Source organism: Olsenella uli (assembly GCF_016899935.1).
Classification (GTDB): domain Bacteria; phylum Actinomycetota; class Coriobacteriia; order Coriobacteriales; family Atopobiaceae; genus Thermophilibacter; species Thermophilibacter uli_B.
Window position 1 is genome coordinate 375,310 of sequence record NZ_JACJJK010000001.1, and the last position, 25,027, is coordinate 400,336.

Below are 25,027 nucleotides of genomic sequence, written 5' to 3' on the forward strand. Positions count from 1 at the left end.
TTCTCGCCCGCGTCCCTTGTCCACGAAGAAGCGGGGCCACCCGAAGGCGACCCCGCTCTCAGAAAACGCGCTGGCGAGAAGGACTACTCCTCGACGGACTCCTCGTCCTCGGCAGGCTTGTCGCTCTCGGGGAGCGGCTTGACCTCGACCTCGGTGCCGAGGGTCTCGGCGGCGGCCTTCATGGACAGGGAGATGCGACGACGGTCGAGGTCGATCTCCATAACCTTCACCTGGACGGTGTCGCCCACGGAGCAGACCTGGGACGGCTGGTCCACGTGCTGCTTGGCCATCTCGGAGATGTGCACGAGGCCCTCCACGCCCTCGCCGAGGTCGACGAACGCGCCGAAGGTGACGAGCTTGGTGACGGTGCCCTCGACGATGGCGTCGACCGGGTACTTCTTGACGAGCGTGCGCCAGGGGTCCTCGGTGGTCTGCTTGAGGCCGAGGGAGATGCGCTCGCGGTTGAGGTCGACGTCGAGCACCTGGACCTCGACCTCCTGGCCGACCTTGACGACCTCGGAGGGGTGGTTGACGTGGTTCCAGGAGAGCTCGGAGATGTGCACGAGGCCGTCGATGCCGCCGAGGTCGACGAAGGCGCCGAAGTCGACGATCGAGGAGACGGTGCCCTTGAGGCGCATGCCGACCTGGAGCTTGGAGAGGATCTCCTGGCGCTCGGCCTTGCGGGCCTCCTCGAGGACGACGCGGCGGGAGAGGACGACGTTGTTGCGGTTGCGGTCCATCTCGATGACGCGGGCCTCGATGCGGGTGCCGAGGTAGGCGTTGAGGTCCTTGACGCGACGGAGGTCGACGAGGGAGGCGGGCAGGAAGCCGCGCAGGCCGATGTCGAGAATCAGGCCGCCCTTGACGACCTCGATGACCTCGCCCTCGACGGTCTCGCCGGAGTTGAACTTCTCCTCCACGGCGTTCCAGGCGCGCTCGTACTCGGCGCGCTTCTTGGACAGGACCAGACGGCCCTCCTTGTCCTCCTTCTGAAGGACGAGCGCCTCGATCTCCTCGCCCATGGAGACCACGTCGGCGGGGTTGACGTCCTTGCGGATGGAGAGCTCGCGGGAGGGGATGACGCCCTCGGACTTGTAGCCGATGTCAAGCAGAACCTCGTCGCGCTCGATCTTCACGACGGTGCCGGTAACCAGACCACCCTCGTCGAAGTCGGTCACGGTGCCGTCGATGAGGTTGCTCATCTCCTCGTCGGAGATGTCGTCCAGCGCAAAGATGGACGAGTTCTGAATCTCACTCAAAAGTGGACCCCTTTCGAACTTTCGGGGCCCCGGTCGTCATGGTCGCTGCCTGCAGTGCCTGAAATCGTGGCGTCTACGTGGAAACTTACATGCTCTCGGGGGCCGACAGATACGGTCGTGCGGGCCCTCTGCCCACACGCGCATTAGAATAGCGTTTGTCTCACCTGTTTTTCAAGCGTGAGGAACGGGTATTCTCTATTTTCTGTGGGCGGATTTCGCCGGACGGCCGCACGGGCGAGAAGGGAGGCGCGCGTGATCAAGGCGGTGCTCTTCGACCTGGACGACACGCTGCTGAGGCTCAACCTCGCCGCGTTCATCGCCCGCTACGTCGCCGGCGCCACGCGCCTGCTCGCGAGCGCCGCCCGCACGAGCCCCGTCGCGCTCGGCGTCCCCTACGTCCGCGCGTTTCTCGCCATGGACGCCCAGGACCGCGAGGACTCCCTCACCAACGAGCGGCTCTTTGACCAGACCTTCTACGCGGCCACCGGCATCCCGCTCGACGACCCGGTGATCGCCGACCTCATGACCTACTACGAGTCCCAGATCGTGCCCGGCTTCTCCGGCGGGCTCGTAGGCGCGCGGCCCGTCGAGGGCGCCCGCGCGGCGATCGAGGCCGTCCATGACGCCGGGCTCGTCTGCGCGCTCGCCACCAACCCGACCTTCTCGCTCGCCTGCGACCGCGCCCGCATGGGCTGGGCCGGCGTGGCCGAGGAGGACTTCGCGCTCATCTCCACCTACGCCAACTCCACGCGCTGCAAGCCGAGCGTGCGCTACTACCAGGAGTTCGCCAACCAGCTGGGCGTGCGCCTCGAGGAGTGCCTCATGGTGGGAAACGACGCCGTGCGCGACATCGTGCGCCCGAGCTGCGGCCTGCGCACGGCCTACGTGGGCCACGCCCGGCCGAAGGACGCCGTCTGGCGTGGCCCCATGGAGCGGCTCGCCCGCGAGCTGCCCGATCTTCTCGCCCGCCTGAACGAGCAGGACGCGTAGGGGCGCCCACCGCTCACAGCAAGGCCGCCGGCCGAGAAGAACGAGGGCGCCCGACGCGCATCGCACGCGCCGGGCGCCCCGAACCGGGTTGCGGCCAGTCTCTACACCCAGAAGAGCATCTTGTTGTAGGTGGGCACGGGCCAGTAGTCGGCGCCACAGATCTGCTCCATCGCGTCGACCGGCGCGCGCAGGGCGTCCATCGCGGGCAGCACCTCGTCGCGGTAGGCGTCGCAGCGGGCCTGCGGGTCCTCCACCTCGCGCGCGGCGGCGTTGGCGGCCTCGAGGTCGGCCGCGGCGACGTCGATCCGCGCGATGCCCTCGGTGAGCTCCCGCACGAGGTCCTTCTCGACCTTGGCGTCGATCCCGATCTCCGCCTTGGTGGCCACGCTCGTGGCGAGGTCGCCGGAGTAGTCGGAGAGCGCCGGCACGTAGAGGTGGCGCGCCATGTAGACCATCGTGTTGGCCTCGATGTTGAGGAGCTTGGCGTACTGCTCGGCCTTGGAGACGTAGCGGGCGCGGATCTCCGCCTCATCGAGCACGTGGTACTTCTCGTAGAACGCCACGTTCTCGGGCTTGATCATGCAGGGCAGCGCGTCCGGCGTGGTCTTGAGGTTGGGCAGGCCCCGGCGCTCGGCCTCGGCCTCCCACTCCTCGGAGTAGCCGTTGCCCTCGAAGAGCACGCGCTGGTGGTCGCGCAGGGTGTGGCGCACCCAGCGCATCGCCAGGTTGGTGAACTCCTCGGCCGGCACGCCCTCGAGCTTGGTCGCAAAGCGGTCGCACTGCTCGGCCACCGCAGTGTTGAGGACCACGTTGGGGTCGGCGAGGTTCTGCTGGCTGCCGCACATGCGGAACTCGAACTTGTTGCCCGTGAAGGCGAAGGGCGAGGTGCGGTTGCGGTCGGTGGAGTCGCGCAGGAGGTCGGGCAGGGCGGGCACGCCCAGGTCCATGCGCTCGGCCTCGTGGACCTCCGGCTCCTCCTTGTTGATCAGGGCCTCAACGATCTCGTGGAGCTGGTCGCCCAGGAAGATGGAGATGATCGCCGGGGGCGCCTCGTTGGCGCCGAGACGGTGGTCGTTGCCGGCGGAGGCCACGCTCATGCGCAGCAGGTCCGCGTGCTCGTCGACGGCGGCCACGAGCGCGGCCAGGAAGACGAGGAACTGCAGGTTCTCGGAGGGCACCGCGCCGGGCTCCAGCAGGTTCTTGCCGTCGGCGCAGATGGACCAGTTGTTGTGCTTTCCGGAGCCGTTCACGTACTCGAAGGGCTTCTCGTGCTCCAGGCAGGCCAGGCCGTGGCGCGTGGCCATGAGCTTGAGCTTCTCCATCGTGAGGAGGTTGTCGTCGATGGCGAGCGACCCCTGCTCGAAGATCGGCGCGAGCTCGTGCTGGGCGGGCGCGACCTCGTTGTGCTTGGTCTTGACCGGGATGCCGAGCTTCCAGAGCTCGTCGTCAACCTCCTTCATGAAGTCGTTGACCGTGGGGCGGATGGCGCCGAAGTAGTGCTCCTCGAGCTCCTGGCCCTTGACCGGCTCGCAGCCAAAGAGCGTGCGGCCGCAGTAGATGAGGTCGGGGCGCTTCTCGTAGTCCTCCTCCTTCACGAGGAAGTACTCCTGCTCCGGGCCGATCGTGGTGAAGACGCGCTTGGGCTCGCGGCCAAAGAGCGCGAGCACGCGCTTGGCCTGCTGCTCCAGAGCAACCTGTGAGCGCAGGAGCGGCGTCTTCTTGTCGAGCGCCTCGCCGGTGTAGGAGACAAAGGCCGTGGGGATGCAGAGAACCTCGTCCTTGATGAAGGCCGGGCTCGTGGGGTCCCAGGCGGTGTAGCCGCGCGCCTCGAAGGTCGCGCGCAGGCCGCCGGACGGGAAGCTCGAGGCGTCCGGCTCGCCCTGGACGAGCTCCTTGCCCGAGAAGGACATCAGGATCGTGCCGTCGTTAATCGGCGTGAGGAAGCTGTCGTGCTTCTCGGACGTGATGCCCGTGAGCGGCTGGAACCAGTGCGCGAAGTGCGTGGCGCCCTTCTCGAGCGCCCACTCCTTCATCGCGTGCGCGACCTCGTTGGCGATGTCCAGGTCGAGCGGCTTGCCGTCGTCGATGACCTGGCGGAGCTCCTTGTACGTCGGCTTGGGGAGCCGCTCCTGCATCACCGCGTCGGTGAACAGCAGGCTGCCGAACTCCTGAGAGACCCTGTCCTTGCCCATGTGCGCCCCTTCTCTTGGCGTCGTGGCTTACGGCCGAATACTCTACGAGGCCATTGTTTCACAGCCGTTGCGCCCGCGTGAAGCGCGCGGTGTGGTTTGGTTGCAACTTCAAAGCCATTTCATGGCGAGAAGATTGAGCCCCGGCGCGGGCGCCCTTCTCGCCCGGCGGGTGAAAACCTCACAGGTGGTGCTTCTTGTGTCAAGTTAGAGATTATGTCAGCCAAGTAAGGGCGTGAAAACTCGCACCACCTGTGAGGTTTGCGGACGGACGAGAAGAACGCGGGGCGCGCGGCGCCGGGGGTTTGTGTCGCCCTTCTCGCCTACAATCAGGTGACGACAACGAGGAGGACCCATGTCAGACGTCGCCCGCACCATCGCCGTCATCGACGGCAACTCGCTCATGCACCGCGCCTTCCACGCGATCCGCCAGCCCATGACGGCGCCAGACGGCCGCTCCACGGGCGCGCTCTTCGGCTTCTTCAACATGTTCATCAAGATGGTGGACACCTTCCGCCCCGACGGCGTGATCTGCGCCTTCGACAAGGGCAAGCCGCGCGTGCGCATGGAGATGCTGCCCCAGTACAAGGCCCAGCGCCCGCCGATGGACCCAGCGCTCCACGAGCAGTTCCCGATGGTGAAGGAGCTGCTGCGCACGCTCGACGTGCCGGTGGCCGAGCTCGAGGGCTGGGAGGGCGACGACATCCTCGGCACCCTGGCGCGCCGCGGCGAGGCGGCGGGCTACGAGATGCTGCTCTTCACCGGCGACCGCGACATGTACCAGCTCTCCACCGAGCACGTGAAGATCGTCTCCACCCAGAAGGGCGTCTCCGAGGTCAAGATCATGGACCCGGAGAGCGTGGAGGACCTCTACCACGGCATCACGCCGGAGCTCGTGCCGGACTTCTACGGCCTCAAGGGCGACTCCTCCGACAACATCCCCGGCGTGCCCGGCATCGGCCCCAAGAAGGCGGCGGCACTGATCGTGCAGTACGGCAGCCTCGACGAGGTCATCGCCCACGCGGACGAGGTCAAGGGCAAGATGGGCGAGAACCTCCGCGCGCACGTGGACGACGCGCTGCTGAGCCGCCGCGTGGCCACGATCCGCACCGACGCCCCGATCGAGCTGGACCTCGCGGACGCGCGCTTCCCCACCTTCGACCCCGCCGAGGTGGCCCGCGCCTTCTCCGCGCTCGGCTTCACCGGCATGACCACGCGCCTCGTGCGGCTGGCCGGCGAGGGCGCCGTGGCGGAGGCCCGCGCGGCGCTCGGCGAGAGCGAGGCCGAGGAGGCGCCGGCGGCCCCGCTGCCCGACCCCGTCTCCGGCGACGAGGCCGCCTCGGCGCTGGAGGCCGCGATCGCGGAGGGCGCCTGGGTCGGCTGCGCGCTCGACGACGACCGCGCGGAGGGCGCGCTCTTTGGCACGGCCCACACCCTCTGGGCGGCGGCGGGCGAGAAGATCTGCCGCTTCGACGGCCCGGACGCCGACGACGCGCTCGAGCGGCTCCTGCGCGCGGGGCGCCTTGCCGCCGCCGACGTCAAGGCGCTCCTGCACGTCCTCTCCCCCGTCGACTCCAGCGAGCCGGAGCGCCTGGCGCCGCGCGAGGTGGACCCGGCCCGCGTCTTTGACGTGGCCGTGGCCGCCTACCTGCTGGACTCCGAGCGCGGGTCCTTCTCGCCCGCCGAGCTCGCCGAGACCTACCTGAGCCGCGTGCTGCCCGCCGCGACCGAGGAGCTCCCCGAGGCCGCGCTCGACGCCGTGCGCGCCCGCGACCTGGTGGGGCCGCTGCGCGAGCGACTGGCCGCCGACGGCTCCGAGCGCCTCTTCGACGAGATGGAGATGCCGCTTCTGCCCGTGCTCGCCGAGATGGAGCGCGTTGGCCTGGCCGTTGACACGCGCGTGCTGGCCGCCCAGTCCGCCGAGCTCGGCGCCGAGATCTCCGGCATGGTCGAGAAGATCCACGCCGCGGCCGGCGAGCCCTTCAACATCGACTCCCCCATGCAGCTCTCCCACGTCCTCTTCGACGTGCTGGGGCTGCCCACCTTTGGGCTCAAGCGCACCAAGCGCGGCTACTACTCGACCAACGCCAAGGTGCTCGCCGACCTCGCCGCCGAGCACGAGATCGTGGCCGACGTGCTGGACTACCGCGAGCGCTCCAAGATCAAGAGCACCTACCTCGACGCCCTGCCCGCGCTCGTGCGCGGCGACGGGCGCGTGCACACCACGCTCAACCAGACGGTCACGGCCACCGGGCGCCTCTCGAGCTCCGACCCCAACCTACAGAACATCCCCACGCGCTCGGAGCTTGGCCACCGCGTGCGCCAGGCGTTCACCGTGCCCGAGGGCAGCGTGTTTCTCGCCTGCGACTACTCGCAGATCGAGCTCAGGCTGCTCGCACACCTCTCCGGGGACGAGCACCTGATCGCCGCCTTCTGCGAGGGGCGCGACTTCCACGCCGCCACGGCCGCGCGCGTCTTTGGCGTGCCGCTCGACGAGGTGACGCCGCAGCTGCGCAGCCGCGCGAAGGCCGTGAACTTTGGCATCGTCTACGGGCAGCAGGCCTTTGGCCTGGCGAGCTCGCTCAAGATTCCGCGCGCCGAGGCGCAGGAGATGATCGACCGCTACTTCGAGGCCTACCCCGGCGTGCGCGCGTTCCTGGACGACGCGGTCCGGCGCGCGCACGAGCTGGGCTACGCGGTCACGCTCTACGGCCGCAAGCGCCACATCAAGGAGTTCCAGCAGCGCAATCGCCAGCTCGTGGCCTTTGGCGAGCGCACGGCGATGAACCACCCGATGCAGGGCACCGCCGCCGACATCATCAAGATCGCGATGGTGCGCGTGGAGCGGCGCCTGCACGAGGAGGGCCTGGCCTCCAAGCTCGTCCTGCAGATCCACGACGAGCTGGACCTGGAGGTCCCGGAGGCGGAGCTCGAGGCTGTGAGCGCGCTCGTGCGCGAGACGATGGAGGGCGTCGTGGAGCTCAAGGTGCCGCTCGTGGCCGAGGTTTCCTACGGCGCCAACTGGGCGGAGGCCAAGTAGTGGCGAGCTGGACTGAGTTCTCGTCTGTCAATCGGGGACAGTCCCCGATTGACAGAATGCGGGTGGAGGCGTGGTCGGACGGCTCCTCACGCGGCAACCCGGGCCCGGGCGGCTACGGGACCGTGCTGCGCTACACCGACCCCGACGGGCGCGCCCACGAGCGCGAGCTCTCGGCCGGCTACCGGCGCACGACGAACAACCGCATGGAGCTCATGGGCGCGATCGCGGCGCTCGAGGCGCTGCGCCGGCCGTGCGCGGTCACGATGACGACAGACTCGCAGTACGTGGTCAACGCCTTCAACAAGGGGTGGATTCCCGGCTGGCAGAGGCGCGGCTGGAAGACGGCCAACAAGCAGCCCGTGAAGAACGTCGACCTCTGGCGGCGCCTGATCGCGGCGGCCGAGCCGCACGACGTCACGTGGGTCTGGGTCAAGGGCCACGCGGGCCACCCCGAGAACGAGCGCTGCGACGAGCTGGCGACGGCCGCAGCCGACGGGACGGGCCTTCTGGAGGACGCCGGCTTCGAGGGGTAGTCCCGCGCGCCCGCGCCCCATTGCGCTACCCTAGTGGTGCTGCCGAGAAGAACCACGCGTCGGAAGGGAAGCCATGCCCGCGCTCATCACGCACCACATCTTCGGCGAGGACATCGTCTCCGGGCTGCCCGCCGGCCTCGTCACCGGCGAGGAGGAGCTGCTCGCCTTCCTGCTGGGCAACCAGGGGCCCGACCCGCTCTACGCGCGCTTCTCGACGCTCCCCTCCCGCGCTGCGGCCTGCCACGAGCTCGCGCGGCAGATCCAGGGCGGGCGCGTCACGCGCACACTGCTGGCCCTGCGCGATGGGGTGGCGCACCTCCCCCGCGCCGACGAGCGCGTCGGGCGGGCCTTCGCGCTCGGCATCGTGGGGCACTACGCGCTCGACCGCGCGGCGCACCCGTTCATCGTCGCACAGCAGCGCGCGCTCGAGGCGGCGGGCGCCGGGCTCGAGGGAGCCGGCCGCGAGATCCACGCCGTCATCGAGTCCGACCTCGACTCCTGGATCCTGTGGGAGAAGCGACGCGCCACCACCGACGAGCGCCCGCCGGCCGGCAACCTCATGCGCACCGCGCGGACCGAGCGCGTGGGCGGGGCCCTGCTCTCGCAGGTGGCGCTCTCGGTCTACGGGACGTCCGTCGGCGCGGGCGAGTATGCGGCGGCGGTGCGCGACTACGAGCTCCTCTACCGCGCGATCGAGCCGGCGGGCTCGGCGCGCGCGCGGCTTCTGGGCGCGACGGAGCGGCTCGTACGGCCCCATTCGATCCTCCAGGCGTCCGCCCACTACGTGCGGCGAACGGACGAGTGCGCGGCGGCCAACCTCGAGCGCGGCGCCTGGCGTCACCCGTTCACGGGCGCGACGCGCACGGACAGCTTTGCCGACCTCTTCGACGAGGCGCGGCTCGCCTACCCCGCGCTCGCCGAGGCCTTCGTCCGCGGAGACGAGGGACGGCTGCGCGACCTCGTAGCCGGCCTCGACTTCTCCGGCCGCCCCGGCACCGACAACTGACCCGAGGTTCTTCTCGGCCCCAGGCTCTTCTCGGCCTGCGGCCCCTTTTGGCCTGCGACCCGTTTCGTCGCGGGCTTGTCTGGGCAAAGATTTGGAATCATCTCGACCCAGATAACCCGGCTGGCGAGAAGAACCCCGGCTCAGAGCGACCCACATAAGCAACCTGAAAGCCGTTAGTTTCAGATGTTTGCCCAGACAAGCCGGGGGGCGACGTAGGGTGACGGGCAACGGGGTGCGGGGGCGGAACCGGAAACGGCGGGCGAGAAGGACGTCTCGGCCCCTCACAGCCAGACGAGCTCGGGCGGCTCCTCGTCGGGGCGCTTGGTCCCCTCGGGCGCGGCGGGGGCGTCGCCCCAGTCGGACGACTCCTCGAGCCACGGACGGCGGGCGCCGGCCGGCTCGAAGGCGACCTCGCGGCCGTCCTCGAGCCAGACGATGCCGGCCCCCCTGTCGTCCGCGCCGCCCATGTCAGAGCCCCAGCGCCTCGGCGACCTCGCCCGCGCAGGACATCGCGTCGGCGATCGCGCTCACCACGAGCGACGAGCCGGTCCGCACGTCGCCGGCCACGTAGACCGGCGTCCCCTCGGCGGCGGCGCGATGCGTCCCCGCCACCACCACGGGCAGCCCGCGCTCGCCCGCGCCCACGCCAAAAGCGTCGAGCACGCCGCGCTCCGGGCCCACGAAGCCGCACGCCACGAGCACGAGCTGCGCGGGAATCTCCCGCTCGGAGCCCTCCACGCGCTCCGGGCGCCCGGCGGACCAGTCGAGGTCGGCCACGGCGAGGCCGCGCACCGCGCCGTCCGCGCCGAGAAGGACCTCGAGCGTGTCCACGCCCCAGGAGCGCATCTCACCGCCCATGAGCTCGATGGCCTCGGCCTGGCCGTAGTCGGTCTTGAGCGTGGCGGGCCACTCGGGCCAGCGCGTGACGCCCGGGCCCGGCTCGGCGGGACGCGGCAGGAACTCCAGCTGGGCCACGCTGCGGGCGCCCTGGCGCACGGCGGTGCCCAGGCAGTCGTTGCCCGTGTCTCCGCCGCCGATAACCACCACGTCACGCCCGGCCGCGCTCACGGCCGGCTCGCCGCCGTCGAGGAGCGCCCTCGTGGCGGCCTCGAGGTAGTCCACGGCCCAGACCACGCCGCCGGCCGCGCGGCCGGCGTCAAAGCCCTTCGCCGCAAGGCCGCGCGGCACGCGCGCGCCCGCCGCCACGACCACGGCGTCGCTCTCCGCAAGCAGCGCCGACGCCACGTCCTTCTCGGCCGCGTCCGTGTTCAGGCGGAACTCGATCCCCAGCTCCTCCATGAGGGCCACGCGGCGCGCGACCACGTCCTTCTCGAGCTTCATGTTGGGGATGCCGTAGGTGAGCAGGCCCCCCGCGCGGTCGGCGCGCTCCACGACCGTCACGCGGGCCCCGCGCCGGGCGAGCTCCCACGCCGCCGCAAGGCCGGCCGGCCCGGAGCCCACCACGGCCACGCGCGGGGCGTCCGGTGCGGCGGGCGAGAAACGCCGGGGGCCGCCGTGCGCCCACTCCCAGTCCGAGATCGCGCGCTCGTTGTCGTGAATCGTCTCGGGCTCGCCGTGACAGCCCAGGTTGCAGGCCGCCTCGCAGAGCGCCGGGCACACGCGGCTCGTGAACTCGGGCAGCGGCGACGTCAGCGCCAGGCGGTCGGCGGCCTCGCGCCAGAGGCCCCGATAGACGAGGTCGTTCCACTCGGGGATGAGGTTGTGCAGCGGGCAGCCGCTCGGCCGCGCGCCGCCAAAGCCGAAGCCCGCCTGGCAGAACGCGACGCCGCACATCATGCAGCGGCTCGCCTGCGCGCGGCGCACGCCCTCGTCCGGCTCCACGTAGAGCTCGTCCCAGTCGCGCGTGCGCTCCGCGACCGGCCTGAGGTCGTGGGCGCGCCGGCCCACCGTGAGAAACGCTCCTGGCTTGCCCATCCTAGGCCTCCCTCATCGCGTCGAATGCGTGGTTCAGCGCCTGCTCGTGGGTGGCGCCCGCAGCCTTGGCCTCGGCGACCAGCGCGAGCACGCGCTCGTAGTCGCGCGGAATCACCTTCACGAAGTGTGCCGACGCCTCGTCGAACTGGTACAGCAGCTTGATGCCGCGCGGGCTCGCCGTGCGCCGCACGTGCTCCTCCACGAGCGAGCGCACGAGCTCGAGGTCCTGGGCGTCCGGCTCCTCAAGGTTCACGAGCTCGGTGTTGCAGCGCCGCGCGAGCGTGCCGAAGCGGTCGTAGACGTAGGCCACCCCGCCCGACATGCCGGCCGCGAAGTTGGCGCCGACCTCGCCGAGCACCACCACGCAGCCGCCCGTCATGTACTCGCAGCCGTGGTTGCCCACGCCCTCCACCACCACCGTGGCGCCGGAGTTGCGCACACAGAAGCGCTGGCCGGCGAGTCCGTTCACAAAGCCCCGTCCGCTCGTAGCGCCGTAGAAGGCCACGTTGCCCACGATGACGTTCTCGTCGAACTTGTAGGTGGCGCCGTCGGCCGGGCGCACGGACAGCACGCCGCCCGAGAGCCCCTTGCCAAAGTAGTCGTTGGCGTCGCCGGAGACGTTGAGCGTGACGCCCGCCGGCAGGAACGCGCCGAAGCTCTGGCCGGCCGAGCCCTCGCAGTCCACCGTGATCGAGCCCTCGGGCAGGCCCTCCGGGTGCGCCCGCGTGACGTGGCTGCCCAGGAGCGTGCCCACGCAGCGGTTGACGTTGTCGATGTCCGCGCGGAAGCGCACCGGCGTGAGGTGCGCGCGGGCCTCGGCCGTGTAGGGCACGAAGAGCGTGGCGTCGAGCGTGCGGTCGAGCTCCAGGTCCGGGCCCATCTCGGGCAGGAAGTGACGGCCGTCCGCGCCGGGGACGTGCCGCCCGAACTCGGGCTCGGCGCAGGCGAGAAGGTCGGAGAGGTCCAGGCGGTTGGCCTTCCAGTTGGCCTCCCCGGCGACCGGCACCTGGCGCAGGCAGTCCGCGCGGCCCACCATCTCGTCCACCGTGCGGAAGCCCAGCTCGGCCATGACCTCGCGCAGCTCCTCGGCCACGAAGGTCAGGTAGTTCACCACGTGCTCGGGCCGGCCCGCGAAGCGGCCGCGCAGCGCGCAGTTCTGCGTGGCGATGCCCGCCGGGCAGGTGTCGCGCTGGCAGTCGCGCTGCATGAGGCAGCCGCAGGCGATGAGCGGCATCGTGGCGAAGCCGAACTCCTCGGCGCCGAGAAGCGCCGCGATCGCCACGTCGCGCCCGCTCATGAGCTTGCCGTCGGTCTCCAGCACCACGCGGGAGCGCAGGCCGTTTCTCAGCAGCGTCTGCTGGGTCTCCGCGAGGCCGATCTCAAAGGGGATGCCCGCGTGGTAGATCGAGTCACGCGGGGCGGCGCCCGTGCCGCCGTTGTGCCCGGAGACGAGGATCTTGTCGGCCCCGCCCTTGGCCACGCCGGTGGCGATGGTGCCCACGCCGGCGAGCGCGCAGAGCTTGACGGAGATGCGCGCGCCGGGGTTGGCGTTCTTGAGGTCAAAGATCAGCTCGGCGAGGTCCTCGATCGAGTAGATGTCGTGGTGGGGCGGCGGCGAGATGAGCCCCACGCCCGGCGTGGACTGGCGCACCTCGGCGATCCACGGATAGACCTTGCGGCCGGGCAGGTGGCCGCCCTCGCCGGGCTTGGCGCCCTGGGCCATCTTGATCTGGATCTCGATCGCGCTCGAGAGGTAGCGGCTCGTCACGCCAAAGCGGCCCGAGGCCACCTGCTTGATCGCCGAGCACGCGGAGTCGCCGCCCGGGAGCGCCGTCTCGCGGGCCGGGTCCTCGCCGCCCTCGCCGGTGTTGGAGCGCCCGTGCAGGCGGTTCATCGCGATGGCCAGGCACTCGTGCTGCTCGCGGGAGATCGAGCCGTAGCTCATCGCACCGGTGTTGAAGCGCTTGACGATCTCGCTCGCGGGCTCCACCTCGTCGAGCGGCACGGGCGCGCCGACGGGCGAGAAGTCCATGAGGTCGCGCAGGGTGACGGCACGCCCGCCGCGATGCACCCAGGCGGAGAACTCCTTGAAGAGGCCGTAGTCCCCCTCGCGACAGGCGCGCTGCAGGAGGTAGATGGCCTTCGGGTCGATGAGGTGCTCCTCGCCGCCCGGGCGCCACTTGGTGAGGCCGAGCGTGGGGAGCTGGTCGGGCGCGGGCGAGGCAGCCTGGGCGCGGGCCGCGGCGGCGCGGGCGTCCAGCTCGCGCTGGAGGTCGGCCACCGTGAGGCCGCCCACGCGGGTGGCCGTGAACGTGAAGTACTTCTCGACCAGCTCGTCGGAGAGGCCCAGGATCTCGAAGATCTGCGCGGAGTGGTAGCCCTGCATCGTGGAGATGCCCATCTTGGACATGATGGAGACGATGCCCGCCGTGACGGCGCGGTCGTAGCGGGCGCAGGCCTCCTCGGGAGCGAGGGAGAGCTCGCCGCGCGCGCAGAGGTCGGCGATGCAGTCGTGCGCCAGGTAGGGGTAGATGCCGCTCGCCGAGTAGCCGACCAGGCAGGCGAAGTCGTGGGCGCAGATGGCGTCGCCGGTCTCCACCACGAGGTCGGCGCGGGTGCGCAGGCCGCAGCGGATGAGGTGGTTGTGCACGCACCCGAGGGCCAGAAGCGACGGGATCGGCGTCTCGCCGGCGCCCGCGCGATCGGAGATCACGACGATGTTGGCCCCGGAGCGCACGTCCTTCTCGGCCGCGACGGCCAGCTCGTCGAGGGCGTGCTCGAGGGCGCCCTCGCCGCCGCCGGCCGGGTAGACCGCACGCACCGTCTCCGCGCGGAAGCCTGCGCGGTCGATCGCGCGGATGCGCTCGAAGTCGGCACGGGAGAGCATGGGGCCGGGCAGGCGCACCAGGCGGCAGGAGTCGCGGCAGTCCTCGAGGAGGTTGCCGTGGTTGCCGAGGTAGAGCACCGTGCTCGTGACGAGGCTCTCGCGCAGGGCGTCGATCGGCGGGTTGGTCACCTGGGCGAAGAGCTGGTTGAAGTAGTCGAAGAACGAGCGCGTCTTGGTGGAGAGACAGGCGAGCGGCGCGTCCACGCCCATCGAGGCCAGCGGCACCGCGCCCTTCTCGGCCATCGGGCGCACGACCTCGTCCACGTCGTCGTAGTGCCAGCCGTAGGCGGCGAGGCGCGCCGCGAGCGACGGGGCGTCGGCGGGCACGGGCACCTCCGCCTCCGCCGGCTGCGGCTCCGGCAGGTCGGCGACGTCGATTGTCTCCTCGTCGAGCCAGTCGCGGTAGGGCTTCTCGCCGGCCAGGCGGTCGCGGATCTCGTCGTTGCCGATGACGCGGCCGGCCACGGGGTCGACCTCGAGCATCTCGCCGGGGCCGAGACAGCCCGTGCGCAGGATGTTGGCGGGCTCGACGTCGATGGTGCCCACCTCGGAGGCCAGGATCAGACGGTCGTCGCGCGTCACGTAGTAGCGCGCGGGGCGCAGGCCGTTCCGGTCGAGCGCGGCGCCCAGCGTGCGCCCGTCGGTGAAGACGATCGCGGCGGGGCCGTCCCAGGGCTCCATGAGCATGGACTGGTAGGCGTCGTAGGCGCGGCGCTTGTCGCTGAGCGCGGGGTTCTTGTCCCAGGGCTCCGGCATCATGAGCGAGACCGCGCGGTCGAGCGGCCGTCCGTTCATGACGAGAAACTCGAGCACGTTGTCCAGGATCGCGGAGTCCGAGCCCTCGCGGTTGATGATCGGCAGCACGCGCGCCAGGTCCGCGCCCAGCGCCGGGGAGTAGAGGCTCGGCTCGCGCGCGCGGATCCAGCTCACGTTGCCGCGCAGGGTGTTGATCTCGCCGTTGTGGATGATGTAGCGGTTGGGGTGCGCGCGCTCCCAGGAGGGCGTCGTGTTGGTGGAGTAGCGCGAGTGCACGAGGGCGAGCGCCGTCTCCACGGCGGCGTCGTTCAGGTCCAGGTAGAAGCGACGCATCTGGGTGGCGACGAGCATGCCCTTGTAGACGATCGTGCGACTGGACATGCTGCAGACGTAGAAGATCTTGCCGGCGAGCGCGGGCGTGGCGTCGGCGGCGCGCTCGATCGTGCGGCGGCAGACGTAGAGGCGGCGCTCGAAGTCCAGGCCGCGCGCCACGTCCTCCGGGCGGCGCAGGAACGCCTGGTAGATCGTGGGCATGCAGGCCTGCGCCGTGGATCCCAGGTCGTGCGGGTCAACCGGCACCGCGCGCCAGAACATGAGCGGCACGCCGCACTCCGCGCAGCCACGCTCGAAGACCTGGCGCGCCGCCGTGACGCCCGCCGGGTCGTCGTGCGGCAGGAACAGCATGGCCACGCCGTAGTCACCCTCGTCGGGCAGGAGCTGGCCCTCCTTCTGCGCCTCCTTGCGGAAGAAGCGGTGCGGCAGCTGAAAGAGCACGCCCGCGCCGTCGCCGGTATTCTTCTCGAGGCCCTTGCCGCCGCGGTGCTCGAGGTTCACGAGCACCGAGAGCGCGTCGTCGAGCGTCTGGTGGCTGCGGACGCCGTGCAGGTGTGCGATGGCGCCGATGCCGCAGGCGTCATGCTCGTAGCTCTCGCGATAGAGGCCGCTTTCCATGTGACTCCCCTCGTTCGGTTCCAAGGGCGAGTCTACGGCGCGCCGTCGGCGGGCGAGAAAAGCGAGACGAACTTGCTACGCGCTCGCCACGCGCGCGTTTCCCGGCGGTCACGCGCGCGACGCGCTCCGGTAACGGGCGCGAAACGCGGAGCTGGGCCGGCGGCGGGCGACGAGACGGGATGGGCTCACAGCCCGCGCGGACGGACGGGACGCGCGTCGTCGGTCGCCGCGAGGCGCGCGTCGTCGTCGGCACGCGGGGCCCAGCTCTCCGAGAGCGGGCCCGCCTCCGGCACCGGCGCGGTCCCGAGCAGCTCCCACGCGCGCACCGCCGCCGGGACGTAGAGGGCCACGACCACGAGGTAGCTCGCCACGAGCGAGAGGCCCGCGACCACGGCGAGGGCGCCCTCTCCCCCGCTCACGTAGCCCCCGAGGGAGTCCTCCAGCCCACCGAGCACGGCGAGCGGCGCCATGAGCAGGAAGTCCCCGAGGGCGTGGAGGGCGGCGACGCCGAGGAGGCTGTGCGTCCGCACGTAGACGGTGCCGAGCAGAAGGCCGATGAAGGCGGCCTGCGCGGTCTTGAGCAGCATCTGGGCCAGCGTGATCGGGTCGAGCGACGCGGACAGAGCGACGTGGGCCGCGCCAAAGGCCACGGACGAGACCAGCACCGACGCCACCACACCGTTGCGCGTCCCCCCGTGCCGCGAGAGCAGGCCGCCGAGGAGCAGCACCCGGAAGAGCGCCTCCTCGTAGAGGCCCACGCCCGCGCACAGCAGCGCCGTCGCCACGAGGTCCGCCGCCCACGAGGGGGAGACGGAGGCTCCCTCGCCCGCACCCGCCGCGCGGAGCAGGGCCGTCACCTCAAGGACGCACAGCCCCAGGGCGAGCAGCACCGGGTAGCGCCCCTCGTGCAGGGCGCGGCGCAGCCCCGCCACGCTCGGCACGAGCGCGCGGCCGCCGCCGAGCAGCGCCACGAACGCCGCCACGAGCGCGAACAGCAGGAAGCGCTGCAGCGCCTGGTCGAGCAGGAGGGGCAGCATCGGGACGCTCGGCGCGACGAAGAGCGCGAGGAACCCGACCGCCGTGAGCGCGATCGCCCACCCCTGCCTGTGCGTCCTGATGAGCGCCATGTGGACCTCCCGTCATATCGCAAGCATACCCGTTGTGCCGGGCATTGATGTCCGGGCGATTCGCTACCATGGGTGAGAACGGTCCCGCCCACGAAGGGAGCCCCATGCTCGAGGACTACGCCAAGGCACGCAAGCTCGGCCTCAAGCAGGTGGAGCGCGACGTCGCCGCCGGTCGCTACCCCTATCCCCCCGCCCTCGACGACATCCTCAAGAACCAGGGCTACCAGGGCGAGGTTCCCGTCGGCCTCACGGAGATAGACCTCTCGCTCATCGCCGGCACCAAGACGCGCGGCCGCCAGAACATGTTCTCGAGCGGCTTTCTTCCCATCGCCGAGCCCACCTCCGAGTTCGCGATGAAGTGGAGCGACCTCATCGACTCCCAGCGCACCGAGGGCCTGCGCGACCCAATCGTGGTCTTCGAGTACCTGCAGCGCTTCTACGTGCAGGAGGGCAACAAGCGCGTGAGCGTCTCGCGCTACCTGGGCATGCCCACGATCCTGGCAAACATCACGCGCGTGACGCCCATGCCCTCCGACGAGAAGGCCCTGCGCCTCTATCACGAGTTCACGCGCTTCTACCGCGTGTGCCCCATCTACGGCATCATCTCCTCCGAGGAGGGCTTCTACGCGCGCCTCGCGGCCCTTCTCGACCGCGACCTCGACGAGCCGTGGCCCGAGGACGACGTGCGCGACCTGCGCTCGCTCTTCGACAGCTTCTCCGCGTCGTGGCGCGCCCGGGGCGGCGACGCGCTCGACCTGCAGATCGGCGACGCCCTGCTTACCTATATCACGATCTATGGCTTCTCGCACGCGCGCGGCCTCACGCCGTCGCAGGTGGACGCCGAGGTCGGCAAGGTCTGGGGCGAGTTCGTGGTCACGCAGGGCGAGGGCGCTCGGGCCTACCTCGAGGACCCCAACACCGAGCACACCGCGCCGCTGCCCAAGCTCAAGAACCTCGCCAAGAAGGCCGTGCTCGCCAAGCCCTTCCGCGTGGCCTTCATCTACGACCGCAACCCGCTCTCATCGGGCTGGATCTCGCTGCACGAGCGCGGCCGCCGAAGGCTCGAGGAGCGCCTGGGCGGCACCGTGGAGACGCGCGCCTTCACCGACCGCAGCTCCGACGCCGCCTTCGACCAGGCCGTCGAGGAGGCCGTGGGGCACGGGGCGGACCTCGTGATCACCTGCTCGCCCTCGCAGATGCGCCAGGTCACGCGCGCCGCAGCCGAGCACCCCGGGCCGGCCTACCTCAACTGCTCCGTGAGCCTCTCGCACAGCGCCGTGCGCGGCTTCTACGGTCGCATGTACGAGGCCAAGTTCCTGCTCGGCGCGCTCGCGGCGAGCCTGGCGGGCCACCACAAGGTGGGCTACGTCGCGGAGTCGCCGGTCTTCTCCACGGTAGCGGAGATCAACGCCTTCGCGATCGGCGCCCAGATGGTGGACCCCTACGTCACGGTCCACCTCAAGTGGTTCTCGGCCAAGGACTACGACTGGCGCCGCGAGCTCAAGGAGGAGGGCGTCCACATCATCTCCGGGCGCGACTACGCCAACCCGCTCGCGCCCAAGGAGTCCTGGGGCCTCTACCGCGTGGAGGAGAGCGGCGCGGAGACCCATCTCGCCGAGCCCGTCTGGAAGTGGGGGCGCTACTACGAGATGCTGGTCCGCTCCATCCGCAACGACACCTGGAAGCGGGAGGGCGAGAAGGTCGCGGGCCAGTCGCTCAACTACTGGTGGGGCATGTCCGCCGGCGTACTGGACGTGAGCCTTTCCGACGAGCTGCCGCGCGGGCAGCGCATGCTCGTGGACGTGCTGCGTCAGTCGGTGCTCTCGGGGCGCGTGCACCCGTTCACGGGCAAGCTCGTGGCGCAGGGCGGCGACGTGGTCCAGGGCCCGGAGGCGGGACGGCTCACGAGCGAGCAGATCGTGCGCATGCGCTGGCTCAACGAGAACGTGGTGGGCCGCCTGCCCGAGCAGCACGAGCTCGACCGCGACGGCCTCGTGGAGGTGGAGGTCGCCGGCGTGATCCCGGTGGACCCCGCGACGGTCCTGCTCAAGGACACGAGCCGCTAGGGGGCACGGGACGTGAGGATTCTCTGCATAGCGGACACCGAGGAGAGCTGGCTCTACGACCACTACGACCGCGAGCGCATGGCCGGCGTGGACCTGATCGTCTCCTGCGGCGACCTGCCCGCGACCTACCTCGAGCACATCGTCACCCTCGCCAACGTGCCGCTGCTCTACGTATGGGGCAACCACGACACCGCCTACGAGCGCCACGCACCCGAGGGCTGCATCGACATCGACGGCCACGTGCGCGACTTCTGTGGCCTGCGCGTCATGGGGCTCGGCGGGTCCATCCGCTACAACGACCAGGTCCACGGCTTCACCGAGGCGGAGATGGCGAGAAGGGCGGCGCGCATGGCGCTGCTCGCCCAGGCCTCGGGCGGGGTGGACCTGATCGTGACGCACGCCCCGGCGCGCGGCTACGGCGACCTCGACGACCTGCCGCACCGCGGGTTCGAGGCGTTCGACCGACTGCTCGACCGCGTGCGGCCGCGCTACCTGCTGCACGGCCACGTCCACATGGAGTACGGCCGCATCGAGCGCGTGCGCGAGCACCCCAGCGGCGCCACGATCGTCAACGCCTGCGGCTCCTACCTGCTGGACCTCCCCGACGACTCGATCCCCGAGCGCCGCGGCCTCTTCCGCCCCGAGAACGTGTAGGGGCGCGCGTTCTTCTCAGCCGCAGGTTCCTCTCGACAAAATAACGCGCTCGATTGTACGAGCGCGTTATTTTTATCTGCAGATATAGAAGGTTGTGCTTGATCGAGCGCGTTAATCTGGCGAGAAGAACGTGCGACTGAGAAGAACGACGGCACAAGAAGGCGGCCCCGCTCCCTCCGTGAGGGAACGAGGCCGCTCCTGGTATCAGGGACGTCTGCCGCTAGCCGTCGTGACGCCTGCGGTAGATCACCGTGCCCGCCACCAGCGCCGCGCCACACGCCGCCAGGACGCCGGTCAGCACCGTCGGGGTGCGGTCGCCAGTCCCCGGCATGCCAGAGCCGTCGGGTTCCGTCGCGGGCGTCGTGCCATGCTGCTCGTAGCCGCAAACGGTGCAGGTGCGCACCCACTGGCCCTTCTCGGACTCGGTGGCCCCGCTCACCTGCTCCCAGTCGCCAAAGGTGTGCTCCGCCCTCTCGGAGACGGCGCCGCAGACCTCGCAGACCTTCCAGTGGGTCTCTCCGTCGCACTTCCAGTCGGACCAGACGTGCTCGTGGGGAGCTGCGGACTCGGTCTCGAAGGTGGCCTCGATGCTGTGGTCCTCGGTCACGCCGTCGAAGGCGTAGGAGTCCACCCGGCCCACGGACTCGCCGTCGACCTTGACGTCGGCGATGGCGTAGCCCTCGTTCGGCGTGATGGTGAAGGTCTGGCCGTCGCCCTCGGACACCGTCACGTCACCGGACGGCGTGATGGTGCCGCCCTCGCCCGCCGTGGCGGTGATGGTGTGGAGCGTCGAGCGGGACGTGACCACGAGCTCCTGGTTCTCCTCGCTCGCCGGGACGGTGAAGGTTCCGTCCTTCACCTGATCGAGCACCGAGACCCCGTTCAGGGTGACGTCGGCGATGGCGTAGTTCTCCTTCGCCTCGATGGAGAAGGTCTTTCCCTCCTCGACGGAGACGGTGAACGTGCCCGCCGGGGTCACCGTGCTGCCCTCGTCGGCCTTGGCGGTGATGGTGCGGGCGTCGGTCTGCCACACGATGGCGTACGGCGAGAAGCCCTCACGAGGAACGTTGAACTTGATGCCCTGCGGCGTGCACTCAGCCTCGACGACCTCGGGGACGCAGGCCTCGATGGCGGGCACGACCTCGGCCTCGCCGGAGAATCCGTACTCGCGGTGCAGCTCGGGATAGTGCACCACGGTGAAGTTGATGTACTTCGCCTCGTCATAGGTCATCTCGTCGGGGTACGGCAGGTACACCGTGGTGCCGTAGCTGGCGGAGACCCAGGCGTTGCCGTTGTAGGCGTCGACGAGGTCGAGGTAGTGGAAGTCGAAGCGATAGGCCTGACCCTCGCCCAGCGCGGGAAGGACGCCCTCGTCGACGGCGCGCTGCTCGAGAAGGTACTGACGGTCGGTGCCGTCCTCGTCGACGAGGAGGTCGTCGTCAAGGATCTGGATGCCGTCGGCCGCGACCTGGCGGTCCTCGTCGTCGTTGGTGTAGAACTCAGTCTTAAACAACCCCGGCAGCGGGCTTTCGTTGGCAATGGCCTCGGCATGCTCCACGAGCTCGGTCGGCTCGTCGTCCAGCAGCTCGTGGGTGTTCGTGCCGTCGATGGCCTCGTCGATGTTCTCGACATAGCGCACGGTAAGCACGCCCGTGCCGAACTCGTCCGCAACGTCGTTGCCGTTGATGCGAACCTCATGCTCGCCTTTGGCCCACTGGAGGGTCATGGTGTACTCGCCGGCCTCGGCGTCATTGGTGACGGGGTTGCCCTCGGCGTCGGTGTAGGTCACCGTGAAGAGCTGGAGCAGCTCGCCCATGAGGTCGCCGGAGTCGACCGGCTGGCCATCCACCTCAAGCGTCTCAATGTCATCCAAGCAGTTTGTGAGCGTCAGCGCAGGAAAGCCGTTGTCCGAGGTCTCCTGACCCTGACCACCGCCGGTATAGATGGTGACGTCGTCAGGTGCGAGCGTGTACTCATTGTTGTTGACGAACATCATCGCGTAAGACTGGCCAGCGGTAAGACCTGTAAGCGTCACATCAACGGGATCGGAGTTCTCGACCTCCTGAAGGATGACCTCTGCCCCACTGACCGGCGTTCCGTCCTCGTTAAGGGGAATAAGCGCAGCGAACAGGGCAGTCTTCTTCATGTAGGAACTACGGGACGCAGTAAAATGCACCTCGCTTGTCGACGGCTGAACCCAAGCGGCACTCGACCCGACGACGGTCCAATCGGCGCACTGGCTTGCAACGGCATCTTTAATGGCAGTTGCCGCCGAGCTGCTCGCATTTCCAAGCTTGATGTTCTCGTAATCGGAATCAAGCGTCACGTCAAAAGCAGTAAGGTCAACCGTAGTGTTGCCGTCAAGACCACCCGGCTCAAGCACGATGTGCTCCTGCGCATCGGTTGCAGGAAGCGTGTTCTGCGCACGAACCTGAGCCCCACCATCGTTGTTGTCCTCGATGGTTGCGGTGCTTTTAATCGTCAATAGTGACTGGTTGCTCTTGGGGTAATACTGTAGGGCATAGCTCGAGCAGTTGGTAATCGTACCGGCAATAGTTACATTGGACGGATCCTCGAGTCGCATACCGTAACCGGTGACGTTCGTGATAACGCCCGTCTCCGTCAGCGTAATGCTGCCGTCCTTGCGCGAACCGTTGTTAGACATGAAAAACACCGTTGGGCTGACATCCTCGATAGTGCCAGCGATCTCGACGGTTGGCTTGCCGCCGTTCAAATAGACAACGGCAGTGTCCGCTGCGCACTCCTTAATGCTGCCCGTCTTACGAAGATAGAACGCACCCTGCGTACCGCGCATACGGAAAAGTACGTCCTTAGCATTCACGTTCGAGATAGAACCGCCGAGATCAACCGTCGCACCATTCATGTCGGCAATCCCGGAAGGCGAGATGTTGCGAATCTCAGAGCCCTGCTCCGTCGTAAAGGTGCAGCTAATCAGGTGCAGCACAGAATCCGACCCGGTGTTGTCGTGCGAGTTTATGCTCTCGATAACACCGCCGGAAGCCAAGGTGAACTTGGTATTACCGCTTCCGTAGTATGCAACGCCGGCGTCAACCGGGCTTTTAACCTTTTCGCTCGACGTAATGTTCTTGATGGTTCCAGCGAACGTGGTCACACCGCCGTTGTCGGCGAAAATCGCGCGTCCGTCGATGCCCTCAATCGAGGAGCCCTGCTCGGCCGTGAACGTGCCGCCATGGTTGAAGACTGCAGCGTAGCCACCCGCACGCGTACCGAGATTGTCGTCGCAAATCTTGCTGCCAGACTGCATGACAAGCGTGGCGCCCTCGCCGTTCTCACCGGTGATGTACACGGCGGAAAGGCCGCCGAAGTTCTTCAGCGTGGCGCCGTTGCCGAGGATGATGGTCGAGCCGCCATCACCGTAGGATGCAATGATGCCATCCTGCACCTTACCGGTGTTGTCCTCGGCACTCGAACCCGCGAGGCTATAGTCGTCCTCCTCGTGAAGGAACTTGTCGTTCAGCGTGATGTCGACAAGCGTAAGCTCAGACTGATTAGCGACCTCGATAATCGCGGAATGATACCCGCCGCGGCCCTGGTCCTGCGCACGTTCGAATCCTTCTGCACGGGTGACTTCGTAGCCATTGCCGTCAATCGTAAGGATCTTGCCGCTAACAAGCGCAAGCCGGCTGGCCTCAACGTTCGAGAGCAGCTCGACCGTATCGCCGCTCTGCGCCTCCTCCACCGCCTTGGCAAGCGATGCGTACGGGGCGTCATCGCTGCCCGTGCCGGTCTCGTCACTGCCGGAGGCGCTCACATACAGCGCACCCGCAGCGCGGGGCTCGACGTCCTTCTCGTCCTCGGGGACCGACTGCTGCTCGACCGTGACCTCGCCCAGGTCTTCCGCAGTCGTCTCGGCGAGGGCGGGGACCGCCCCCAGGGCCATGCTAGCTGCTAGGGCAAGCGAGAGCCAGCATACCCCCCCCCTGATGCTTCTTCTCATGTCTCTCGCCTTTCTCTCGGTACCCCAACACGGGCATATGAGCAAACGGAATGACGCGTGCATCCGCCCACGCCATTCAGACATGCGAAAATTGTACCTCCTCCTGCCAATCGCTCAATAGACAAACGTTACATGTTCGATACCGCATCGGCGAACGGGGCTCATGTGCTCTTCTCGCCGGGTGTACGAAACTCCCGGCGCCCGTCCCCGTCTCAGAGCTTCTCAACTGGGAAAACGTCAGTGAGAAGTACCGATTTGGCGCAACGTTGCGCGGACTTTCGTACACTCGGCGAGAAGATGCCTCGAACGGGGTGCGCCGGTATGTAACCGCACAGAAGGGCGGCGACGCAGCCGAGACCGCGCCGCCGCCCGAACGAGCGAGTATGTCGAGAAGAGCATGCCTCCGCCTACGCCTTCCCCAGGCAGGCGGCGCCCGTCTGGCGGATGTTGGTGAGGTAGACGTTCTCGCGGCCGAAGTAGCCGGCCATGTAGTCCACGTAGCCGGCGGTCTCGGCCTTGGGGATCACGCACATGATGACGCCCGCGAAGCCACCGCCGTGCAGACGGCAGACGCCCGCGCCGATCTTGCGCAGGTAGAGCTCCGTGAGGGCGAGCGCCATCGGGATGGGCTCCTCCTCGGGCATACCCGGGACCACGGCGTTCTGCAGCCACTCCCAGGAGCTGCGGCCGGAGGCGGTGATGAGGTCGAGCACGCGGTCCTTCTCGCCCGCGTTGATCGCGGCCTCCGCAGCCTCGACGCGCTTGACCTCCTCGAAGTAGTGCAGGGCGCGCAGCACCGCGCGGTCGCCGCACTTCTCGCGCAGCTCGGAGAGGCGCGCGAGCACCGCGTCCTCGCTCGAGTCGCAGAGGTTCTTGACACCCAGCTCGGCCGCCACGGCGTGCATCTCGTTGGGCACGGAGGAGTACTCGGCGGAGAGGTCGGCGTGGCCCTTGCCGGTGTTCACGATCACGAGGTCGCAGCCCAGCTCGTCAAAGCCGAAGTCGACCTTCTCGTACTTCACGCCGTCCGAGAAGTCCAGAAGGATCGTGCCGCCCACGGCGCAGGCCATCTGGTCCATGAGGCCGGAGGCCTTGTCCCACCAGACGTTCTCCGCGTACTGGCCGATGCGCGCATAGTCGGCGCGGTCGATGGCGTCGTCGTTGTAGAGGTGGTTCACGATCTCGCAGACGAGCATCTCGAACGAGGCCGAGGAGCTCACGCCCGCAGACGGGATGACCTCGGAGGACGCCACGGCGTTGAAGCCGCCGATCTTGAAGCCGCGCTTGACGGTGGCCTCGAGCATGCCGGCCACGAGCGTGGTGGAGCCGCCGCCGTGGGCGATCCTGTCGATGGCGTTGGTGTCCACGACGATGGCCTCGGGGTAGCCCTCGCTCCAGATGGTCACGATGCCGTCATCCGTGCGCTGGGCCGCAGCGATGCTGTCCATCGTGATGGAGGCGGCGAGAATCTTGCCGCCGTTGTGGTCCGTGTGGTTGCCGATGATCTCCGTGCGGCCGGAGGCCGTGAAGAACTCCGGGTCGCCGGCGCCGAAGGCCTCGTCATAGCGCGCGGCCAGCTCGGCGAGGCGCTCGGCGGCGCGCGCGGCGTCCTCGCCGTAGACCGTGGTCAGCGCGTCGGTCGTGGGAACTCCCAT

15 protein-coding genes are annotated in these 25,027 nt (G+C 69.0%); 7 read left to right on the top strand and 8 right to left on the bottom strand.

The window, feature by feature from the left end:
* Nucleotides 1-83: 83 nt before the first annotated feature.
* Nucleotides 84-1,259, bottom strand: a complete 1,176-nt coding sequence (gene rpsA / locus H6A07_RS01700) for a 30S ribosomal protein S1 (RefSeq protein ID WP_204812697.1) — start codon at nt 1,257-1,259, stop codon at nt 84-86.
* A gap of 252 nt (nt 1,260-1,511) precedes the next feature.
* Between rpsA and H6A07_RS01705 the strand changes: the two genes are divergently transcribed.
* Nucleotides 1,512-2,249 carry an HAD family hydrolase gene (locus H6A07_RS01705; RefSeq protein ID WP_204812699.1) on the top strand — a complete coding sequence of 246 codons (738 nt, stop codon included), beginning with the start codon at nt 1,512-1,514 and terminating at the stop codon, nt 2,247-2,249.
* A gap of 101 nt (nt 2,250-2,350) precedes the next feature.
* On the opposite strand, the gene H6A07_RS01710 is transcribed toward H6A07_RS01705, so the two are convergent.
* Nucleotides 2,351-4,441 (bottom strand): glutamine synthetase III family protein, encoded by a 2,091-nt coding sequence (locus tag H6A07_RS01710; protein WP_204812701.1) that lies wholly within the window; start codon nt 4,439-4,441, stop codon nt 2,351-2,353.
* A gap of 352 nt (nt 4,442-4,793) precedes the next feature.
* Between H6A07_RS01710 and polA the strand changes: the two genes are divergently transcribed.
* The 3 genes from polA (at nt 4,794) to H6A07_RS01725 (ending at nt 9,017) form a co-directional block, all read left to right on the top strand.
* Nucleotides 4,794-7,478, top strand: a complete 2,685-nt coding sequence (polA, locus tag H6A07_RS01715) for a DNA polymerase I (protein ID WP_204812703.1) — start codon at nt 4,794-4,796, stop codon at nt 7,476-7,478.
* A 56-nt stretch (nt 7,479-7,534) separates the two neighbouring features.
* A complete protein-coding gene (gene rnhA / locus H6A07_RS01720) occupies nt 7,535-8,011 on the top strand; it encodes a ribonuclease HI (RefSeq protein WP_204812803.1) in 477 nt (158 codons plus the stop codon).
* A gap of 73 nt (nt 8,012-8,084) precedes the next feature.
* A complete protein-coding gene (locus tag H6A07_RS01725; protein WP_204812705.1) occupies nt 8,085-9,017 on the top strand; it encodes a zinc dependent phospholipase C family protein in 933 nt (310 codons plus the stop codon).
* 281 nt (nt 9,018-9,298) lie between these two features.
* Here H6A07_RS01725 and H6A07_RS01730 read toward each other — a convergent pair whose 3' ends face one another.
* The 4 genes from H6A07_RS01730 to H6A07_RS01745 all read right to left on the bottom strand — a co-directional run bounded on the left by H6A07_RS01730 (nt 9,299) and on the right by H6A07_RS01745 (nt 16,673).
* Nucleotides 9,299-9,484 (bottom strand): hypothetical protein, encoded by a 186-nt coding sequence (locus H6A07_RS01730; protein WP_204812707.1) that lies wholly within the window; start codon nt 9,482-9,484, stop codon nt 9,299-9,301.
* A gap of 1 nt (nt 9,485) precedes the next feature.
* Nucleotides 9,486-10,952, bottom strand: coding sequence for a glutamate synthase subunit beta (locus tag H6A07_RS01735; RefSeq protein ID WP_204812709.1), 1,467 nt, complete (start codon nt 10,950-10,952; stop codon nt 9,486-9,488).
* 1 nt (nt 10,953) lies between these two features.
* Nucleotides 10,954-15,546: a glutamate synthase large subunit gene (gltB, locus tag H6A07_RS01740; RefSeq protein ID WP_204812711.1), complete on the bottom strand. Its 4,593-nt coding sequence runs from the start codon at nt 15,544-15,546 to the stop codon at nt 10,954-10,956.
* 185 nt (nt 15,547-15,731) lie between these two features.
* Nucleotides 15,732-16,673 (bottom strand): CPBP family intramembrane glutamic endopeptidase, encoded by a 942-nt coding sequence (locus H6A07_RS01745; protein ID WP_204812713.1) that lies wholly within the window; start codon nt 16,671-16,673, stop codon nt 15,732-15,734.
* A gap of 104 nt (nt 16,674-16,777) precedes the next feature.
* On the opposite strand from H6A07_RS01745, the gene H6A07_RS01750 reads away from it, so the two are divergent.
* Together H6A07_RS01750 and H6A07_RS01755 are read left to right on the top strand one after the other, a co-directional pair.
* On the top strand, nt 16,778-18,739 hold the full coding sequence (locus H6A07_RS01750) for a BMP family ABC transporter substrate-binding protein (protein WP_204812724.1): 1,962 nt from the start codon (nt 16,778-16,780) through the stop codon (nt 18,737-18,739).
* A gap of 12 nt (nt 18,740-18,751) precedes the next feature.
* Nucleotides 18,752-19,393 (top strand): metallophosphoesterase family protein, encoded by a 642-nt coding sequence (locus tag H6A07_RS01755; protein WP_204812726.1) that lies wholly within the window; start codon nt 18,752-18,754, stop codon nt 19,391-19,393.
* A 220-nt stretch (nt 19,394-19,613) separates the two neighbouring features.
* Here the strand turns inward: H6A07_RS01755 and H6A07_RS01760 are convergent, their stop codons facing one another.
* On the bottom strand, nt 19,614-22,058 hold the full coding sequence (locus H6A07_RS01760) for an InlB B-repeat-containing protein (protein WP_204812727.1): 2,445 nt from the start codon (nt 22,056-22,058) through the stop codon (nt 19,614-19,616).
* A 291-nt stretch (nt 22,059-22,349) separates the two neighbouring features.
* Here H6A07_RS01760 and H6A07_RS01765 point away from each other — a divergent pair, with 291 nt between their 5' ends.
* Nucleotides 22,350-23,327 (top strand): hypothetical protein, encoded by a 978-nt coding sequence (locus tag H6A07_RS01765; RefSeq protein WP_204812729.1) that lies wholly within the window; start codon nt 22,350-22,352, stop codon nt 23,325-23,327.
* A 452-nt stretch (nt 23,328-23,779) separates the two neighbouring features.
* Here H6A07_RS01765 and H6A07_RS01770 read toward each other — a convergent pair whose 3' ends face one another.
* Nucleotides 23,780-25,027 carry a galactokinase gene (locus tag H6A07_RS01770; protein WP_204812731.1) on the bottom strand — a complete coding sequence of 416 codons (1,248 nt, stop codon included), beginning with the start codon at nt 25,025-25,027 and terminating at the stop codon, nt 23,780-23,782.

Excerpts from the sequence above, each read along its gene's own strand:
- H6A07_RS01710 (WP_204812701.1), bottom strand. The coding sequence starts at position 4,441 with ATGGGCAAGGACAGGGTCTCTCAGGAGTTCGGCAGCCTGCTGTTCACC.
- polA (WP_204812703.1), top strand. The coding sequence starts at position 4,794 with ATGTCAGACGTCGCCCGCACCATCGCCGTCATCGACGGCAACTCGCTC.
- rnhA (WP_204812803.1), top strand. The coding sequence starts at position 7,535 with ATGCGGGTGGAGGCGTGGTCGGACGGCTCCTCACGCGGCAACCCGGGC.
- H6A07_RS01725 (WP_204812705.1), top strand. The coding sequence starts at position 8,085 with ATGCCCGCGCTCATCACGCACCACATCTTCGGCGAGGACATCGTCTCC.
- H6A07_RS01730 (WP_204812707.1), bottom strand. The coding sequence starts at position 9,484 with ATGGGCGGCGCGGACGACAGGGGGGCCGGCATCGTCTGGCTCGAGGAC.
- H6A07_RS01735 (WP_204812709.1), bottom strand. The coding sequence starts at position 10,952 with ATGGGCAAGCCAGGAGCGTTTCTCACGGTGGGCCGGCGCGCCCACGAC.
- gltB (WP_204812711.1), bottom strand. The coding sequence starts at position 15,546 with ATGGAAAGCGGCCTCTATCGCGAGAGCTACGAGCATGACGCCTGCGGC.
- H6A07_RS01745 (WP_204812713.1), bottom strand. The coding sequence starts at position 16,673 with ATGGCGCTCATCAGGACGCACAGGCAGGGGTGGGCGATCGCGCTCACG.
- H6A07_RS01750 (WP_204812724.1), top strand. The coding sequence starts at position 16,778 with ATGCTCGAGGACTACGCCAAGGCACGCAAGCTCGGCCTCAAGCAGGTG.
- H6A07_RS01760 (WP_204812727.1), bottom strand. The coding sequence starts at position 22,058 with ATGTCTAACAACGGTTCGCGCAAGGACGGCAGCATTACGCTGACGGAG.
- H6A07_RS01770 (WP_204812731.1), bottom strand. The coding sequence starts at position 25,027 with ATGGGAGTTCCCACGACCGACGCGCTGACCACGGTCTACGGCGAGGAC.